This is a genomic window from Streptomyces sp. NBC_01689, assembly GCF_036250675.1.
Taxonomy (GTDB): Bacteria; Actinomycetota; Actinomycetes; order Streptomycetales; family Streptomycetaceae; genus Streptomyces.
In genome coordinates, this window is record NZ_CP109592.1 from 7,111,252 (window position 1) to 7,128,596 (window position 17,345).

Annotated in this window: 16 protein-coding genes; 10 read left to right on the top strand and 6 right to left on the bottom strand. The window is 73.2% G+C overall.

The window, feature by feature from the left end; genetic code table 11:
• Positions 1-273: 273 nt before the first annotated feature.
• On the top strand, positions 274-1,122 hold the full coding sequence (locus OG776_RS30360; protein ID WP_329322857.1) for a hypothetical protein: 849 nt from the start codon (positions 274-276) through the stop codon (positions 1,120-1,122).
• On the opposite strand, the gene OG776_RS30365 is transcribed toward OG776_RS30360, so the two are convergent.
• A complete protein-coding gene (locus tag OG776_RS30365; protein WP_329322858.1) occupies positions 1,043-1,897 on the bottom strand; it encodes a DUF4184 family protein in 855 nt (284 codons plus the stop codon). The two genes, OG776_RS30360 and OG776_RS30365, sit on opposite strands and share 80 nt — an antisense overlap.
• 254 nt (positions 1,898-2,151) lie before the next feature.
• On the opposite strand from OG776_RS30365, the gene OG776_RS30370 reads away from it, so the two are divergent.
• The 3 genes from OG776_RS30370 to OG776_RS30380 all read left to right on the top strand — a co-directional run bounded on the left by OG776_RS30370 (position 2,152) and on the right by OG776_RS30380 (position 5,316).
• Positions 2,152-3,936: a lytic transglycosylase domain-containing protein gene (locus OG776_RS30370; protein ID WP_329322859.1), complete on the top strand. Its 1,785-nt coding sequence runs from the start codon at positions 2,152-2,154 to the stop codon at positions 3,934-3,936.
• Between the two features lie 231 nt (positions 3,937-4,167).
• Positions 4,168-4,302, top strand: a complete 135-nt coding sequence (locus OG776_RS30375; protein WP_148013494.1) for an SPW_0924 family protein — start codon at positions 4,168-4,170, stop codon at positions 4,300-4,302.
• Between the two features lie 21 nt (positions 4,303-4,323).
• Complete coding sequence (locus tag OG776_RS30380) at positions 4,324-5,316, top strand: DUF3068 domain-containing protein (protein ID WP_148013493.1); 993 nt, start codon at positions 4,324-4,326, stop codon at positions 5,314-5,316.
• On the opposite strand, the gene OG776_RS30385 is transcribed toward OG776_RS30380, so the two are convergent.
• Positions 5,306-8,143: an ATP-dependent RNA helicase gene (locus OG776_RS30385; protein WP_329322860.1), complete on the bottom strand. Its 2,838-nt coding sequence runs from the start codon at positions 8,141-8,143 to the stop codon at positions 5,306-5,308. The two genes, OG776_RS30380 and OG776_RS30385, sit on opposite strands and share 11 nt — an antisense overlap.
• A gap of 184 nt (positions 8,144-8,327) precedes the next feature.
• The gene (locus tag OG776_RS30390) at positions 8,328-9,197 is read right to left on the bottom strand and encodes a class I SAM-dependent methyltransferase (protein WP_148013491.1); all 870 of its coding nucleotides are present in this window, start codon (positions 9,195-9,197) and stop codon (positions 8,328-8,330) included.
• A gap of 336 nt (positions 9,198-9,533) precedes the next feature.
• On the opposite strand from OG776_RS30390, the gene rpsA reads away from it, so the two are divergent.
• Positions 9,534-11,033: a 30S ribosomal protein S1 gene (gene rpsA, locus OG776_RS30395; RefSeq protein ID WP_148013490.1), complete on the top strand. Its 1,500-nt coding sequence runs from the start codon at positions 9,534-9,536 to the stop codon at positions 11,031-11,033.
• 99 nt (positions 11,034-11,132) lie between these two features.
• Here the strand turns inward: rpsA and OG776_RS30400 are convergent, their stop codons facing one another.
• A complete protein-coding gene (locus OG776_RS30400; RefSeq protein ID WP_148013489.1) occupies positions 11,133-12,095 on the bottom strand; it encodes a right-handed parallel beta-helix repeat-containing protein in 963 nt (320 codons plus the stop codon).
• A 506-nt stretch (positions 12,096-12,601) separates the two neighbouring features.
• Between OG776_RS30400 and OG776_RS30405 the strand changes: the two genes are divergently transcribed.
• The 3 genes from OG776_RS30405 (at position 12,602) to OG776_RS30415 (ending at position 14,671) form a co-directional block, all read left to right on the top strand.
• Positions 12,602-13,537: a PAC2 family protein gene (locus tag OG776_RS30405; RefSeq protein ID WP_148013488.1), complete on the top strand. Its 936-nt coding sequence runs from the start codon at positions 12,602-12,604 to the stop codon at positions 13,535-13,537.
• A 94-nt stretch (positions 13,538-13,631) separates the two neighbouring features.
• Positions 13,632-14,240 carry a dephospho-CoA kinase gene (gene coaE, locus OG776_RS30410; RefSeq protein WP_148013487.1) on the top strand — a complete coding sequence of 203 codons (609 nt, stop codon included), beginning with the start codon at positions 13,632-13,634 and terminating at the stop codon, positions 14,238-14,240.
• Positions 14,241-14,290: 50 nt separating this feature from the next.
• On the top strand, positions 14,291-14,671 hold the full coding sequence (locus tag OG776_RS30415) for a tetratricopeptide repeat protein (protein WP_148013486.1): 381 nt from the start codon (positions 14,291-14,293) through the stop codon (positions 14,669-14,671).
• Between the two features lie 72 nt (positions 14,672-14,743).
• On the opposite strand, the gene OG776_RS30420 is transcribed toward OG776_RS30415, so the two are convergent.
• Positions 14,744-15,007 carry a DUF6343 family protein gene (locus OG776_RS30420; protein WP_148013485.1) on the bottom strand — a complete coding sequence of 88 codons (264 nt, stop codon included), beginning with the start codon at positions 15,005-15,007 and terminating at the stop codon, positions 14,744-14,746.
• A 100-nt stretch (positions 15,008-15,107) separates the two neighbouring features.
• Between OG776_RS30420 and OG776_RS30425 the strand changes: the two genes are divergently transcribed.
• Together OG776_RS30425 and OG776_RS30430 are read left to right on the top strand one after the other, a co-directional pair.
• On the top strand, positions 15,108-16,094 hold the full coding sequence (locus OG776_RS30425) for an acyltransferase domain-containing protein (RefSeq protein WP_443077295.1): 987 nt from the start codon (positions 15,108-15,110) through the stop codon (positions 16,092-16,094).
• A gap of 177 nt (positions 16,095-16,271) precedes the next feature.
• Positions 16,272-16,727 carry a DoxX family protein gene (locus tag OG776_RS30430; RefSeq protein WP_329322861.1) on the top strand — a complete coding sequence of 152 codons (456 nt, stop codon included), beginning with the start codon at positions 16,272-16,274 and terminating at the stop codon, positions 16,725-16,727.
• 73 nt (positions 16,728-16,800) lie between these two features.
• Here the strand turns inward: OG776_RS30430 and OG776_RS30435 are convergent, their stop codons facing one another.
• Positions 16,801-17,295 carry an RNA-binding S4 domain-containing protein gene (locus OG776_RS30435; protein WP_148013483.1) on the bottom strand — a complete coding sequence of 165 codons (495 nt, stop codon included), beginning with the start codon at positions 17,293-17,295 and terminating at the stop codon, positions 16,801-16,803.
• Positions 17,296-17,345: the final 50 nt, after the last annotated feature.

Genomic DNA, 17,345 nt, shown 5'->3' on the forward strand with positions numbered 1-17,345 from the left:
AGGGCTCGGAGTCCGGAGGCCCGGGAGCCGGGGGACCGCAGGATCCAGGACCCGAAGGCCGGAGCCCCGGGGCCGCAGGGCCACGGTCCAGCAGCACAGGGCCTTCCGGGGGTGTCGCGGGACCCCGGAGCCGGACCCGGGGCCGGGGTCCAGGGCGTTCAGGGGACCCGGGGGCAGCGCCCCACCGTCTCCCGGTCGGCCCTCGGAGAGACCGTCACTCGCGTGGCCCCCGCAAAGACGCCCCCCGCGCAGGGTGCCCGCAAGGATGCGGGCATGGGTATACGCCTACCGCACCGCCGCCCGGCCCTGCCCGCAGGTGCCGTCCCGGCGCTGTCCGTTCCGGTCCCCGCGGTGGCCGCGGGCGCGAGTACCGCTCAGACGCCCGCGGCCCGCCGCGCCGGCCGCACCCCCGGCTCGGCCGCTCCCGCCTCCCGCTCCATCGAGGCGGCAGCGGCGCCCGCGGCGGCCACGTACCGGGACACCGGCGCCCCGCCGGCGCACGCCGACGGCAGCGGCCCGACCTGCGATCTCGCGAGCGAGTGCCAGTACGACCCGGAGGGCTTCGCGGACGGTGCGGACGGGGAGACCGTCCCGCGCCGGGCGCAGCGGCTCCGGGACACGCTGGACCGGTGGGAGCTCGCCGTCCTCAACCCCCTGGTCGCCGTCTCGGACAGCATCGCGGCGCTGCGCCTGCCGGAGATGGTCACCGGCACGGGCTCCTTCCTGCGCAGCCGCGTCCATGGACTGAACCCGCTCGGCCACGTCCGCGGTGAAGTCCGCGCGGACGGTCCCGCGGGGACGCCGGGCGACGCGCGGGCACGCCGGGGGAACGGCCCGCTGCCCCGGCCCGCGCACGGCTGGCGGGTCCGCAGTGTCGGTGCGTTCACCCGCACCGGCGGGACCTGCCGCATCGTGGTCCTGTCGCACGACAACCCGACCACGGCGTACCGGGCGCGCGCCATCGGACGGATCGCCCGGGCCGTGCACCGCGGTCTGGGGCAGGGGCGCGGTCCCGCCCGGGGGCAGGCCCCGCGCGGCGGGCTCAGCGAGCGGCCGGACGGCTCGGCTCCGTACGCCCGGCTCCCGGCCCGGGACGAACCGGAGCCGGACGCCACACCCTGACCCCGACGGCGTACAGCGCCAGGCCGAGGGCGAGACCGGCGCCCGCGCCGAAGCACAGCGTCGGGACCAGTTCCCACGGATTCCCGACGGAGCCCCGGTACGCCCACCGGCGCGCGGCGCGCTGCCCGGCGGCGAGGACCGCGCAGCCGCCGATCACGGCGGCCGCGAGCCACCGGTCGGCACGCGACAGCGGCGGCACCCCCACCGGCTCGGCGGGCGGTGTCCGCCGCAGCGCGACGACCACGAAGACCGTGATCACCACGGCCGCCGCCGCGGAAGTGCCGTATTGCGCGTACGTGAACAGCGGGGTGCCCCCGACGTCCCGGCCCAGCGCGGGCAGCAGCCGCACCCCCCACCGGTCGTGGTGGGTGAACGCGTCCCACCCGATGTGCGTCAGCGCGCCGAGCACCGCCGACGCGTACCACCGCAGCGCCAGGGACGCGTCGGGCTCCCGGCGCGGCGTCCCGCAGCGCAGCAGCCCCGCGACCCTGCCCTGACGGGCCCGCGGCAGCAGGGCCACCGACGGCTCGCGCAGCACCAGCCAGAGACCCGCCAGGGCCCAGGCGACGAGCACGTCGAAGGTGAGGACGCCGGTGAACGAGTGCGTGAAGACACCGAATTCCATCGCGCCGGGGACCACGCCCGCCGCGTAGTAGGTCATGTCGGGCGCGAAGGAACCGGCCACCAGGACCGCCGGCACCAGCCGGCCCCGGCCGCTTCCGTCGCCCCGCACCGCGGGCAGTACGGCCGCCGCGTGGCTGAGAGTGAAGGGCACACCATCCCCCTGTGACTGACGTTGTTCGAAGGCGCCGCCCCCGATGATCACCGAGGGTCATTATGAGAGACGTATGAGAAGGTCAGGCCGTGCCGTGGGGGTACGTGTCCCATCGGACAATCGAACATGGCCAACCGGTGAAAATCGGGCACGAACGGGTGCCCCGGCGACGGAAGTTGTCGTAGGGTCACCTGCGTCACCGTGTCGGCGAAGGCGCGGGGCGCGGGCGGTCGTCCACGGGAGGGGATCACTCAATGGCGGCGCATTTCGGCAGACTGCGCAAGGGAGCGGCGTCCACCGCGGTGGCCGCCGCGGCGGTCGCGGCCCTCTCCGCTTCCCAGGCACCCGGAGTGGCCACCGACAGCCTCGGCAGACAGGCCTCGGGCGCCCAGCCCTCGGCCGACGCGAGCAGCAGCGGCCAGGGCGGCGGTGACGGCGCGGCGACCGGCAACTCGCCCTACTACACCGATCTGCCGCCGCTGAAGAGCCCGAACCCCAGCCCGTCGTCGACCATCGGCACGCCCGTCTCGGTGGGCGAGGCCGAGGCCGGGATACCGGCGACCGTGCTCGACGCGTACAAGAGGGCCGAGAGTTCGCTGCGCGAGTCCAAGCCGGGCTGCAACCTGCCCTGGCAACTCCTCGCGGCCATCGGCAAGGTCGAGTCCGGGCAGGCGCGCGGCGGCCGGGTCGACGCGAACGGCACGACCTACTCGCCGATCCTCGGCCCCAAGCTCGACGGCAACGGGTTCGCGCTGATCGGCGACACCGACCACGGCGCGTTCGACGGCGACAGCGCGTACGACCGTGCGGTGGGCCCCATGCAGTTCATCCCCTCCACCTGGGCGTGGGCGGGCCGGGACGGCAACGGCGACGGCAAGAAGGACCCCAACAACGTCTACGACGCGGCGCTCGCGGCCGGCCACTACCTGTGCAGGTCCGACCGCGACCTGTCCGTGCAGGCGCAGATGAACGCGGCGATCCTGAGCTACAACAACTCGACGGCCTACCTCAACACGGTGCTGTCGTGGCTGGATTACTACCGCAAGGGCACCCACGAGGTGCCGGACGGCACGGGCACCCTGCCGTCGCACAGCAGCGGCGACAACTCCCCGTCCGGCGCGGGCCCGTCGCCGTCCGCGCCCTCGGCACCCGAGTCGAAGCCGAGCAGCACCCCCAAGCCGGGCAACGGCGGCTCGACGGGTCCCGGTACGGGCCCGACCGCGCCCGCCACCCCCTCGACCCCGCCGCCCACGCCCACCGAGACGGTGGATCACCTGGAGGACGCGGGCAGCGGGAAGCTCACCGCGACGGCGGGCCAGGACTTCGGCACCAAGGTCGCGGTACGCACCGAGACCAAGGCGGGCAAGGCGGTCGCGAAGGTCCGCGTCCGGTTCCTGATCGTCGGCGACACGGACAGCACCTTCACGGGCGGCGAGAGCGTCGCAACGGTGGTCACCGACAGCAAGGGCACGGCCACCGCGCCCGCGCTCGCGGCGGGCGAGAAGACCGGCACGTTCACCGTCCGCGCCACCGTCGTGGGCCGCACGCTCAGCGGTCTCGACTACGCGGCGACCGTCACCGCGCGCCAGGCCGACGCCCTGACCCGCACCGGCGACACCGAACTGACCTGTGTGCCGGGCGGCGAGTTCGCGAGCCAGGTCCAGCTGAAGGCCACCTACAAGGGCGCCGCCGCGGGCAAGGTCGCGGCCACCGCCACGCTGGTGAAGTCGGCGGACGACGCGACGGAGAACGACAAGGGCCCGTACTTCAAGGACGCGGACGGCAAGACGGTCCGCACCCTCACGGACCTCACGACCGCCGCCGACGGCACGCTCCAACTGCCCAAGCTGTACGCGGACGACACGGCCGGCACGTTCCTGCTCCGGATCACCGCCACGGGCGGTGCGACGCTCACGGTCGAGCTGACGGTGGCCCCGGCCGCCCCCGCGACGCCGTCCGACCCGGCCACGCCGTCCTCCTCGGCCACGCCGGCCACGCCCTCCTCCTCGGCCACGCCGTCCGGTTCGGCCACGCCGTAGTCGGGCACGGCCGCGCGGCCCCCACCGGGACCGCGCGGCCACCCACCAAGGCCCCGGTGGTCCCCGCCAGGACCACCGGCGGCCACCCGTGGCCCCGCGCCACCAGGGCGCCCCTCCGCTTCCGGCGGAGGGGCGCCCTCGTCATGTGCGCGACGTGTTCTCATCTCGGCCCGCCGTTGCTACCGTGCCCGATCTGACGATGCATCAGCTCCAGGTTTCCGGGAGGCCCGTATGCGCGCCCTCATCGCCGCCGCGACCGGGCTCGCCGTGGCGCTCGCCCTGGTGTTCACCATCGCCGCGGTGGGCTCACCGTCCGGCAGCACGTCACCCAAGCCCCTGCTCACCACCGTCCCCACGCATCCGTAACCAGCCGGGAGGGCCGTCCAGATGCGCCGCAAGGCCAGCCTGATCCTGCTCGCCCTCGCCGTGTTCTGCGCGGCCCTGTCCCCGCTGCTGCGCTGGTACGTCTTCCCACGGGTGGCCAAGATCCCCGCGGGCCAGTACCAGGACATGGTCCTGGAGGCGAAGGACGCCACCCTGCTCGACTACGCCACCATGAAGGCGAAGAAGGTCCCCGAGGTCACCGTCGTGCAGACCCTCAAGGGAAACGTGGAGGCCTCCGAGCGGATCGAACGGACGGCGGGCCGCGACGTCGTCGTCTGGGACTCCCTCTCCTACGTCCAGGGCCCCGACGGGAAGATGGTCTCCAAGCTCCCCGAGCGCTACATCTTCGACGCCCACACCCAGGAACCCGTCCACGCCACCGGCGAGTCGGTCGACGGCGACCCCGTCCGGCGCGACGGCATCGAGTTCAAATGGCCCTTCCGGACCGAGAAACGGGACTACGAGTACTTCGACGCGCAGACCCGCACCTCGGCCCCCATCCACTACGAGGGCACCCGGACCTTCCGTGGCGTCGGGGTCTACTACTTCGAGCAGACGATCCCCTGGACGAAGGTCCCCTTCCCCAAGGTCATGCCCGTGAAGGGCATCACCGCGCGGTCCGTCGCCAGGACCGGTACGACACGCTGGTACACGACCGTCCGCAGGTTCTGGGTCGAACCGGTCACCGGCGCGCCGGTCTACGGCGAGGAGATCCACAAGGAGGAACTGCGCGGCGGCACCCTGCTCGGCGGCCGCGCCGAGGTGACCGCCTTCTCCGGGCACGTGAAGATGCGCGAGGACTACATCGAGCACACCGTCGCCCTGGTCAAGTCCAACCGCACCCTGGTCCTGCTGATGACCTCCTACCTCCCCTGGGGTCTGCTGGTCCTGGGCGCGGCCCTGCTCTCCCTCTCCCTCTACCTGGAGGCGCGCGGCCGGCGCCCGGACGATCCCGCCCCCGCCCGGGCCGCGCGGCCCGAGCCGGTCAGCGCCTGAGCCGCGCGTTCGTGTGACGGGTCGGCTCGGCGGACGCCGGGTCCTCGGGCCACGGATGCTTCGGGTAACGGCCGCGCAGTTCGGCCCGGACCGCCCGGTAGCCGTCCTTCCAGAAGGAGGCGAGGTCGGCGGTGACCGCGGCGGGCCGCCCCGCGGGCGACAGCAGATGGACGAGCACCGGCACCCCGGCCACCGCGGGCGACTCCTGGAGACCGAACATCTCCTGCAGCTTGACGGCGAGGACGGGCTGTTCGGGATCGCCGTAGTCGACCCGGATCCTGGACCCGCTGGGCACCTCGATCCGCTCCGGCGCGAGCTCCTCCAGCCGGGCGGCGTCACCGGTGGCCCAGGGCAGCAGCCGGGCCAGTGCCTGCCCGGCGTCGATCCGCGCGAGATCGGCCCGCCGCCGCGCGCGGCTCAGCTCCGGCTCCAGCCACTCGTCCCCCCGCGCGAGGAGCGCGTCGTCGGTGACGTCCGGCCAGGGATCACCGAGACGCAGCCGCAGGAAGGCGAGCCGCCGGCGCAGCGCCTCGGCGTCCGGGGACCACCGCAGCAGCCCGAGTCCGTCCGCCCGCAACCCCTCCAGCAGGGCCTCGCGTACGAGTCCGGGCTGAGCCCTCCCCAGCGGGCGCACCGCGAGCTCCACCGCCCCGAGCCGCTCGACCCGCCGCGCGACGACATCGCCCTCGGCCCAGTGGACCTCCTCGCCCTCGGCGGCGAAGCTCGCGGCGGCGCGCCGGGCCGTCGCCTCGTCCACCACCGCCCCGAGCCGCACGCGCGCGTGCCCGGCACCGACGGGACGGTCGGCCACGGCGACGGCCAGCCAGGGCGCGTCCCGCAGGGCGGAGCCGTCGCCGACATCGGCGCGGGTCCCGTTCACCATCAGGAACGAGCCGCCCCGCGCCCGGGCGAGCCGCTCGGGGAAGGCGAGGGCCGCGATCAGCCCGGCCACGAGATCGTCCCCCGCACCGCCCGCACCGCCCGCACCGCCCGCACCGCCCGCACCGCCTGGGCCACCACCCCTACCGCCAGGGCCACCCGCACCGGCCGGACCGCCCGGGCCACCCGCACCGCTCCGGCCCCCTGGCCCGCCCCGGTCCGGGGCACCTGCGGACGTCCCGCGCGCGGACGCGCCACGGCCGTCCGTGGCGGGCGCGCCCGACGGCCGTGGCGACGCGGCCGTGCCGGAGGGCCGCCGCGACGCCGATGCCGCCGCGCCCGACGGCGGGACGGGCCGCGCGTTCCCCGGCGGGTCCGGTACCACGTCCCCCCGCCGGTCCGGCGGCGCGTCCGACGGCGCGTGCGCGGGTGCCGTCCCCGTCGCGTCCCGGGCCGCCGAACGCAGCCGGCGCGCCTCGGTGCGCCAGCGCGCCGCGTAGGCGTCACCGCCGCGCCGGGCGGCGCGCCAGGCCGCGGCCAGATCGTCCCCGTACTCGCGCGGCGGCTCCTCGCTCAGCAGGGCGACCACCTCGGCCGCCCGGTCCGCGCCGACCTCGGGCACCGCGTCCAGCAGCGCCCGGGCCAGCCGCGGGTGCAGGCCCAGCCGCGACATGCGGACCCCCCGCGGCGTGGCCCGGCCCGCCGGGTCCACCGCGCCCACCGCCGTCAGCACGGAACGCGCCGCCGCCATCGCGCCTCCGGGCGGCGGGTCGAGCAGCGCGAGCCCCGTCGCCTCCGGGTCGCCCCAGCAGGCCGCCTGCAGGGCGAACGCCGTCAGGTCGGCGACCTTGATCTCCGGGGCGGGGTGGCGCGGAAGACGGGCGTCCTCCGCCTCGGACCAGCAGCGGTACACCCGCCCCGGCGCCTCGCGGCCGGCCCGGCCCGCCCGCTGCCGGCCGGACGCCTGCGCGGCCCGTACCGTGGTCAGCGCGCTCAGCCCGCGCGCGTGGTCGACCCGCGGTTCGCGTGCGAGCCCCGAGTCCACGACCGCCCGCACCCCGGGAACCGTCAGCGACGATTCCGCGACGGAGGTGGCCAGGACCACCCGGCGGCCGGTGCCGGGGGACAGCACCGCGTCCTGCACCGCCGCGGGCGCCCGCCCGTGCACCTGCAGCACGCCGGTCCCGCCCAGATCCCCCAACTGCCCGGCGACCCGCGCGATCTCCCCCACACCGGGCAGGAAGCACAGCACGTCCCCGTCGCCCTCGGCCAGCGCGCGCCGGACCACCGACGCCACGTGGGTGAGAAGGGCGGGGTCGACCCGCATCCCGTGCGGGGGACGTACGGGCCGCTGCGGAGGAGCCCAGACGACCTCCACCGGATACGAGACCCCCTGCGCCTCGACGACCGGCGCCCCGCCCAGCAGCCGGGCCCATCCCTCGGCGTCGGTCGTCGCGGACGCGGCCACGAGCCGCAGCCCGGGCCGGAGCGTGGCCCGGACGTCCAGCAGGAACGCGGCCACCGTGTCGGCGTCCAGATGCCGTTCGTGGCACTCGTCGAGCACCACCACGTCGACGTCCGCGAGTTCCTGGTCGCGTTGCAGCCGCTGCAGGAGCACTCCCGTCGTGACGACCTCCACGCGCGCGTGCGGCCCGACCACACGCTCCCCGCGCACCGTGTAGCCGACGCTCCCGCCGACCTGCTCGCCGAGCAGCCACGCCATCCGCCGGGCCGCGGCCCGCGCCGCGATCCGCCGGGGCTCGGCGACCAGCACCCGGCGCGCCGGGCCCCCGCCGACGAGCCCGGCGAGGACCAGCGGCACGAGCGTCGTCTTGCCCGTGCCCGGCGGAGCGCACAGCACCGCCGTGCCGTGCTCCTCCAGGGCCTCACGCAGCGCGGGCAGGGCGGAGCGGACGGGCAGCCGGTCGAGGGCGTCGGTACGGATCACACCCCCAGTCTCGTACGGGGGGAACGCCGACCGGTACGGGGGGAACGCGGTTCCGTACGCGCCCGACCCCGGCCCTGTTCGTACGTGAGCCGCGTCCCCCACCCGGGGAGCGCGGCTCACGTACGAAGGAGAAGGAGAAGGAGAACGAGAAAACGAGGCCCCCGGGGAAGAGGGCGACGCCGCCTCAGTCCCGCAGGCACACGAAGATCGCGGTCCCCGGGATCAGGTTCCCGCGCAGCGGGGACCAGCCGCCCCACTCCTGGGTGTTCCAGGCGGGCCACTCCGGCTCCACGAGGTCCAGCAGACGGAAGCCCCCGGCGACCACGTCACGCACCCGGTCGCCCACCGTCCTGTGGTGTTCGACGTACACCGCGCGGCCCTCGTCGTCCTGCTCGACGTAGGGGGTGCGGTCGAAGTACGAGGCGGAGACCGACAGTCCCTCCGGACCCGGTTCGTCGGGGAACGCCCAGCGGACCGGATGCGTCACGGAGAAGACGAACCGGCCGCCGGGACGCAGGACGCGGCGCACCTCGCGCAGCACGCGCACCGGATCGGCGACGAACGGCAGCGCCCCGTAGGCGGAACACGCCAGGTCGAAGGAGCCGTCCGCGAAGGGCAGCGCGCCCGCGTCGGCCTCCACCAGCGGCACCTGCCCGCCGATGCGCAGCGCGTGCTGGAGCTGGCGGTGGGAGAGGTCCAGGGCGACCGGGCGGGCGCCCTGGGCCGCCAGCCAGCGCGAGCACTGCGCCGCGCCGGCGCCGATCTCCAGGACGTCCTTGCCCTTCAGGTCCTCCGGCGGGCCGAGCAGCTCGGCCTCCACCTCGTCGAGACCCTCGGGGCCCCACACGAAGCGGTCGTCCCCGAGGAACGTGCCGTGCTCGATCTGGTAGTCGTCCGCGTTCCTGTCCCACCAGCCGCGATTGGCGCGGGAGCTCTCGGTGACGTCCGCGTCGCGTCGGGTGGCTTCGGGCTCGGACTGCTCGAACTCTTGGATGATCGGCTCCCTCGTATTAATCTGCGGGCTCGGCCCTTCGACCCGCCTCGGGGGTGTCACGGCAGGGGCCGACCGGGGCCCGCGTGGCCTCAGGGGACAGGTCTTGTGCCGGGATTGGGGCGATCCGCCCCGGGTGTGCGCCTTCGCGCATTGACCCTGCCCGGCTGCCCCCGTATGCTACAAGTTGCGCTGCGGGCCTGCGCACCTCAGACGTAGCAGGCTGCGCTCGCATCTGTATGTATGTCCCCTCGGTTGTCGAGGCGCCACCGGCAGTGTTCGCGAGAACACGGTTCCGGACGGGCGCTTCCTTGGCTGTCCGGCCTTCTGCAGAGCGAAACGGGCTCCTGGCGCAAGCAGTACCTACGACTCACTGTCCGTACCGGAGCCCTTTCCCACATGACGAGCAGCACCGAGACCACCGCCACCACCCCGCAGGTTGCGGTCAACGACATCGGTAACGAGGAAGCCTTCCTCGCCGCGATCGACGAGACGATCAAGTACTTCAACGACGGCGACATCGTCGACGGCGTCATCGTGAAGGTCGACCGGGACGAGGTCCTGCTCGACATCGGTTACAAGACCGAAGGTGTCATCCCGAGCCGCGAGCTCTCGATCAAGCACGACGTCGACCCGAACGAGGTCGTCGCCGTCGGTGACGAGATCGAAGCCCTTGTTCTCCAGAAGGAGGACAAGGAAGGCCGCCTGATCCTCTCGAAGAAGCGCGCCCAGTACGAGCGCGCCTGGGGCACCATCGAGAAGATCAAGGAAGAGGACGGCATCGTCACCGGTACCGTCATCGAGGTCGTCAAGGGTGGACTCATCCTCGACATCGGCCTCCGTGGCTTCCTGCCGGCCTCCCTCGTCGAGATGCGCCGTGTCCGCGACCTCCAGCCCTACGTGGGCAAGGAGCTCGAGGCCAAGATCATCGAGCTGGACAAGAACCGCAACAACGTGGTCCTGTCCCGCCGTGCCTGGCTGGAGCAGACCCAGTCCGAGGTTCGCCAGACGTTCCTCACCACCCTCCAGAAGGGTCAGGTCCGCTCCGGCGTCGTCTCCTCGATCGTCAACTTCGGTGCCTTCGTGGACCTGGGTGGCGTCGACGGTCTGGTGCACGTCTCCGAGCTCTCCTGGAAGCACATCGACCACCCGTCCGAGGTTGTCGAGGTCGGCCAGGAAGTCACCGTCGAGGTCCTCGACGTCGACATGGACCGCGAGCGTGTCTCCCTGTCGCTCAAGGCGACGCAGGAAGACCCGTGGCAGCAGTTCGCCCGTACGCACCAGATCGGTCAGGTCGTCCCGGGTAAGGTCACCAAGCTCGTTCCGTTCGGTGCGTTCGTCCGCGTGGACGAGGGCATCGAGGGTCTGGTCCACATCTCCGAGCTGGCCGAGCGCCACGTGGAGATCCCGGAGCAGGTCGTCCAGGTCAACGACGAGATCTTCGTCAAGGTCATCGACATCGACCTCGAGCGCCGCCGCATCAGCCTCTCGCTGAAGCAGGCCAACGAGTCCTTCGGTGCCGACCCGGCCTCGGTCGAGTTCGACCCGACCCTGTACGGCATGGCCGCGTCCTACGACGACCAGGGCAACTACATCTACCCCGAGGGCTTCGACCCCGAGACCAACGACTGGCTCGAGGGCTTCGAGTCCCAGCGCGAGGTCTGGGAGAACCAGTACGCCGAGGCGCAGCAGCGCTTCGAGCAGCACCAGGCTCAGGTCATCAAGTCCCGCGAGGCGGACGCCCAGGCCGAGGCCGAGGGTGCCAGCACCTCCAGCGCGGCTCCGGCCGCCTCCGGTGGCGGTTCGTACTCCTCGGAGTCGGACGACACCTCCGGCGCCCTGGCGTCGGACGAGGCCCTGGCGGCCCTGCGCGAGAAGCTCGCCGGCGGCCAGAGCTGAAAGGCTCCCCGCTAGGCAGTAGCTGAAAGAAGTGGGCCCGCACCGATTCGGTGCGGGCCCACTTCCATGGGGGGTCCGTTCTTCCTGGACGGGTACGGGTCAGGGCGTCACGGTGATGTTGGTGAGCCCCTTCCCGCCCGTGACTGTGTTCGACGCGTACACGGTGGTCCTGCAGGAGGAGCTGTAGTTGGTGACGTTGACCGCCAGCTGCTTGTCGCCGGACGCGCCGCGCAGGTCCGAGGTGTTGCCGCGGAAGACCGTGCCGCAACCCCAGCCGGACTGCTGGGTGTGGGTCTCGTAGCCGTCGTTCGTGGTGGCGGTGCCCCTGTTGTTCTCGACGAGGACACCGTTGCCCTTCACGTCGACCCAGGAGTCGTCGAAGTTGGCGCCGGTCAGGCCGCTGCCGTCGAAGGTGTTGCCGGTGATGCGCGCGCCCGTGGTGCCCTCCTTGATGTCGACGTTCTCGCCGCCCACGTCCGGGCCGATCGTGTTGCCGCTGATCTCGATGCGGTCGCTCCTGTCCGAGGTCCCGCCGGCCGTGCCGACGTAGACGCCCTCGCCCATGCCCCGGCCGTCGTTGCCGGTGTCGTAGATCCTCGAGTTCCTGATCGCGCCGTCCGTGCTGGAGTTGCGGAAGTGGACGCCCTCCATGTCGAGCCCGTGGACGGTGACCGTGTCGACCACGACGCCCTTCGCCGAGTCGATCATGATGCCCTTCTGGCCGCCGGTGACGGTGATGCCCCGGACTGTCCAGTACGAGGCGCCGTTGAGGTGCAGCCCATAGCCGCCGCTCGCGGTGAGGACGGCCTTCGAGGAGCCGGTGAGGGTGATGCGGGAGCCGGAGTCCGCGGCCGTCGTCGTCTTGAAGTTGCCGGTGTACGTGCCGTCCGCGAGGTGGATGGTGTCGCCGGGCGCGGCGGAGGTGAGCGCCGACTTCAGCTGGGCGGCCGTGGAGACCTCGATGGTCTGGGCCGCGGAGGCGGTGGGGGCGGACGCCAGCACCCCGCCCGTGGCCAGGGCCGCGCCGAGCAGGGGGAGGAGAAGCGTGCGTCGGATACGCATGTGGGGGTGACCTTCCCGTCGGTTCGCAAGAAGTCTGTTCTTGTACGTGAACTTTGGGCGCCCATATGAACGTAAGGGCGTCATGAGTCCGCGTCAAGGTCCGTACCAAGGCGGTGCGCGAGGGGGCGTGCGGTGCGGTCGCGAGCAACTGCGCGGCCATGAGGGGTCGTTGACGAAGGTCCCGTCCGTACGGGTTCGGGGCCTGGAGGAATGCCGTCCCGAACTCGGTCTCCCCGGCGGGGCGTTCACGAACACGGACGCGAACGGGGCGGCGGAGGCGATGGGGAGGCGGACCCGTACACGGAGACGGCCGCGTACACGGAAGCGCACGCGTACACGGAGACGGGCGCGGGCGCGAAGGCGTGCGCGGTGGGTCCCGGGTACCGCCTCCGGTGTCCGTCCGGCGGCGGGAGGGGGCGCCGCGGACACGGATGCGGTGCGCGGAACGGGAATGCCCGTGCCGCGCGCCATGTTGTGGGGTAGGAACACGAGGAGGAGCGGTCACAGTGCTTGATCCGCAGGGTTTGTACGCATGGGAGCCGAAGGGCCTGGCCGTGGTGGACATGGCGCTCGCCCAGGAGTCGGCCGGACTGGTCATGCTCTACCACTTCGACGGATACATCGACGCGGGTGAGACGGGCGACCAGATCGTCGACCGGCTGCTCGACTCGCTGCCCCACCAGGTGGTGGCCCGGTTCGACCACGACCGTCTCGTGGACTACCGGGCGCGTCGTCCGCTGCTGACGTTCAAGCGCGACCGGTGGACCGACTACGAGGAGCCCTCGATCGAGGTGCGGCTCGTCCAGGACGCCACGGGCGCCCCCTTCCTGCTGCTGGCCGGTCCCGAGCCGGACGTCGAGTGGGAGCGCTTCGCCGCCGCGGTCCAGCAGATCGTGGAGAGGCTCGGCGTCCGCCTCGCCGTGAACTTCCACGGCATCCCCATGGGCGTCCCGCACACCCGCCCCGTGGGCCTCACGCCGCACGGCAACCGCACCGACCTGGTGCCCGGTCACCGCAGCCCCTTCGACGAGGCGCAGGTCCCCGGCAGCGCCGAGGCGCTCGTCGAGTACCGCCTGATGGAGGCCGGACACGACGTGCTGGGCGTCGCCGCGCACGTCCCCCACTACATCGCCCGCTCCCCGTACCCGGACGCCGCGCTGACCGTCCTGGAAGCCATCACGGGCGCCACCGGCCTGGTGCTTCCCGGCATCGCGCACTCACTGCGCAACGAGGCGCACCGCACCCAGACGGAGATCGACCGCCAGGTCCAGGAGGGCGACGAGGAACTCGTCTCCCTCGTCCAGGGCCTCGAGCACCAGTACGACGCCGCGGCGGGCTCGGAGACACGGGGCAACATGCTCGCGGAGCCGGTGGACATCCCGTCCGCGGACGAGATCGGGCTGGAGTTCGAGCGCTTCCTCGCGGAGCGCGAAGGCGAATAGCGGACGGGACGACGGACGGCGCCGGCCGTGGAGCGCCCTCGACGGACCGGGGGCGCGCCGGTGCGCGCCGGAGGCAGGCCCTAGGCTTTCCGGCATGTTGAAGGTGGGCCTGACCGGCGGTATCGGCGCCGGCAAGAGCGAGGTGTCGCGACTCCTCGTCGAGCACGGCGCGGTACTGGTCGACGCGGACCGGATCGCGCGAGAGGTCGTCGAACCCGGAACTCCCGGCCTCGCGGCGGTCGTCGAGGCCTTCGGCACGGAGGTCCTCGCACCGGACGGCACCCTGGACCGCCCCGCACTGGGCGCGATCGTCTTCGCCGACCCCGCGAGACTCGCCGTCCTGAACTCGATCGTGCACCCCCTGGTGGGGGCCAGGTCCCGCGCCCTGGAGAGTGCCGCGGACCCCGGTTCCGTGGTCGTCCACGACGTCCCCCTCCTCGCCGAGAACTCCCTCGGGGCGCTGTACGACCTCGTGATCGTCGTGGACGCCGCCCCCGAGACCCAGCTCGACCGCCTGGTGCGGCTGCGCGGCATGACCGAGGCCGACGCCCGTGCCCGCATGGCCGCGCAGGCCGACCGCGAGCAGCGCCTCGCGATCGCCGACGTCGTCATCGACAACGACGTACCCCTGGAGCAGCTGAGGCGGCGCGTGGCGGAGGTGTGGGCCGATCTGGTGCGCCGGGCGCACGCCCGTGAGGAATAGCGGCCCTCGTCGGGGGCGTTGAACCCTTGGAGCGAGGGAAGGAGTGAGCCGTGCCCGAGACCAGCGGATCGACCGGACGTACTCCGGAGACACATGTCATCGACTTCCGTGCCGCCGAACAGCTGCTCGCCGCGCGTGACCCGCGGGGTGCGGTGAAGCTGCTCGACCCGGTGATCGCCGCGCATCCGGAGAACACCGCGGCCCGCCTGCTGCGCGCCCGCGCCTTCTTCGCCGCCGCGCAACTGCGTCCCGCTGAGCTGGAGTTCACGATCGTGCTGGAGCGTGAGCCGGACAACGCGTTCGCGCACTTCGCGCTCGCGCGCACCTACGAGCGCCAGCTCCGCCCCGAGCAGGCCAAGCGGCACTTCCGGCTGGCGGCGGCGCTCGATCCCAACCCGCAGTATCTGCGGGCCGCCCGCTTCGACTCCTAGGCCCGCGCGTCGGCTCCTCGGCCCGCGTCGCCCACCGGTCCCGCGGCACCACGGTGACGCCGGCCGGCGGTCCTACGAGCGGTGCTCCGGAGGCCGGTACGGGGGGATGTCACGGCTCGGCTGGTAGTGCGGGCCCTGGTGGATGTGCCACAGGATCATGGTCATGTCCACGGTGGCCACCAGCCACAGCACACCGCACGCGGCGGCCCATCCGGGGCGCCCGGCGAGCGAGAACGCGGCCGTTCCGAAGACCGCCCACACCAGGCCCCAGGCACTCAGCCAGAAGCGCATCCGCAGGGCACTGCGCGCTGTCGTGGGTTCACTGCCTGTACGCATCGGGATCACCGTTCCCGGACCATCGTTCCTACCGGAAAACGTACTCTCGTCGTGCACGTTCACCAAAGGGACGAGGGCCGGACCGACGGGGGAGGCGACAGTGCTGCTGGAGGCGCTGCGGGCGGACGCGAGACTCGCCGAGTGGCTGAGGGACCTGGAGAGCGAGGCCTTGCCCCGGGAGGAAGCGGTGCTGCCCGACGCGGACGAGCTGGCGGACGTCCTGCTCGACCTGGCGGTGGCGCACGAACACGTCAACGAGCTCGTCGCGCTGCGCACCCGGCTGGCGGCGGACCCGGAGGCGACGACGCTGCTCGCACGGTGCGTCGCCCGCTTCGTACGGGACATGGGGGAGATCGGGAAGGGCTGGGAACCGCCCGCGTTCCCCGCCTCGACGGGAGCCCTCGGCCGCTGCTTCCACCTGTACGTCTTCGTCGCGGCGCTCCCGTACGTCCGCGCCCACCACCGCGCTCGCGGCATCCCCGACGACGTGTCCCGGCGCACCCTCGCGGACCTGGGGCGGCAGGTGGCGGTGCACCGCAGACGGCTCGGCACACCGGGGCTGCTGTTCCCCTGGTGGATCGCCCTGCACTTCCACGGCGAGCTGTTCCAGCTGGGCCGGCTGCAGTTCCAGCGGGCCCGGCTCGGTCGGCGCACCGGCCGTGCCGTCGTGGCGGCGGGCCTCGGCGCCGGGCCGGGCGACCCCTGTCTGAGCCTGCACATAGCCGACTTCCGCGGACCGCTGTCACCCGCCGCGTGCGAGCGGTCGCTCGCCCTGGCACGGGAGTTCTTCGCCCGGCACTATCCCGAGGAGCGCCACGAGGTGGCGGAGTGCCACTCCTGGCTGCTGGACCCGCAGCTCGGGCGGTACCTGCCGGCGGACTCGAACATCATGCGCTTCCAGAAACGTTTCCGCGTGGCGTACCAGGAGACGACCCCGGACGACGGGGTGCCGGTCGGGTTCCTCTTCGGCGACCCCGAGCTGCCGACCCGTGAGCTGCCGAGGCGCACCGCGCTGGAGCGGGCGGTGGGGGACCATCTGCGCGGCGGCGGGCACTGGTACGTCGGGCACGGCTGGTTCGCGCTGTAGAACCCCCTCGAACGAGCCTCCCTCGGACGGAGCCTCCTCGGACGTTCCCCCCCTCGGACGAGTGAGGGAGGGCAGGAACGGGGCGCCGGCCGGTCCGGCCGGCGGCGATGAGTTCCGGATGCCCGCCCGGTCTATCCCTGCGACAGCTCGCCGTACCGCTTCGCACAGGAGACCCCCATGTCCGAGACCACCGTCCCCGCCACCCCGGCCGTCCCCACCCCCGGCCCGTCGCGCTCCCGCACCCTCCGTGGCCGGGGCGCGCGGATTCCGCTGGGCGCCCTGCAGATCGTGCTCGGACTCTTCTACGTGTTCGCGAGCGCCCTGCCCAAGCTCATCGCGCACCCGTCGGCGGCCGAGTCCTTCGACAAGCTCGGCTGGGGCAGCACGGGCATGTACCTCATCGGCACACTCGAACTCGCCGGTGGCGTCGCCCTGTTGATCCCGCTGCTGTCCTCGGTCGCGGCGGTGGCGCTCAGCGCGCTGATGGTCGGCGCCTTCATCGTGAACGTCACCGTGGTGCACGGACCGTACGTGGCGACCCCGCTCGTCCTGATCCTGCCGCTCGCGCTGATCGCGTGGGCACGCAGGAGTCACAACGCCGAGCTGGCCCGGCTGGTACGACGAAGGGCGTGACCGCTGTACGCCGTCGAGGGCTCCCCGGGTGTGACGGGGAGCCCTCGACGACGTGACCCGTGACGTCCTGATGTCAGGGGGCCTCGGGACCACCGAGCCCCCGGAGCCGCTCCAGCTCGCGGCGGTCGCGCTTGGTCGGGCGGCCAGCGCCCCGGTCACGGACACCGGCCGGGGCGAACGCCTCGCGGGGCGGGGGCGGCGGACTGTTGTCCACGTAGCACTCGGCCGCGACGGGCGGCCCGACCCGCTTGCGGATCACGCGCTTCACCACGACGATCCGCTCCCGGCCCCCGTGCCGCAGGCGGACCTCGTCGCCCACCCGCACCGCGTACGCGGGCTTGACGCGCTCACCGTTCACCCGGACATGTCCGCCCCGGCACGCGGTCGCGCCCATGGAGCGGGTCTTGACCAGCCGTACGGACCAGATCCAGCTGTCGACGCGGACGCTCTCGCCGCCCGCCGGACGCGCGGCCACGGCGGCGGCCACCGGATCGCCGGAGACCGCCGTCCCGCCGTCCGCGTTCTTCTTCTCGTCGTCCCGTTCGACGTCCGCACCCTCAGAAGCCATACCCCGACTCTAAGGGCTGTCCCGTGTTCCCCGGCGGGCGTACGACGACG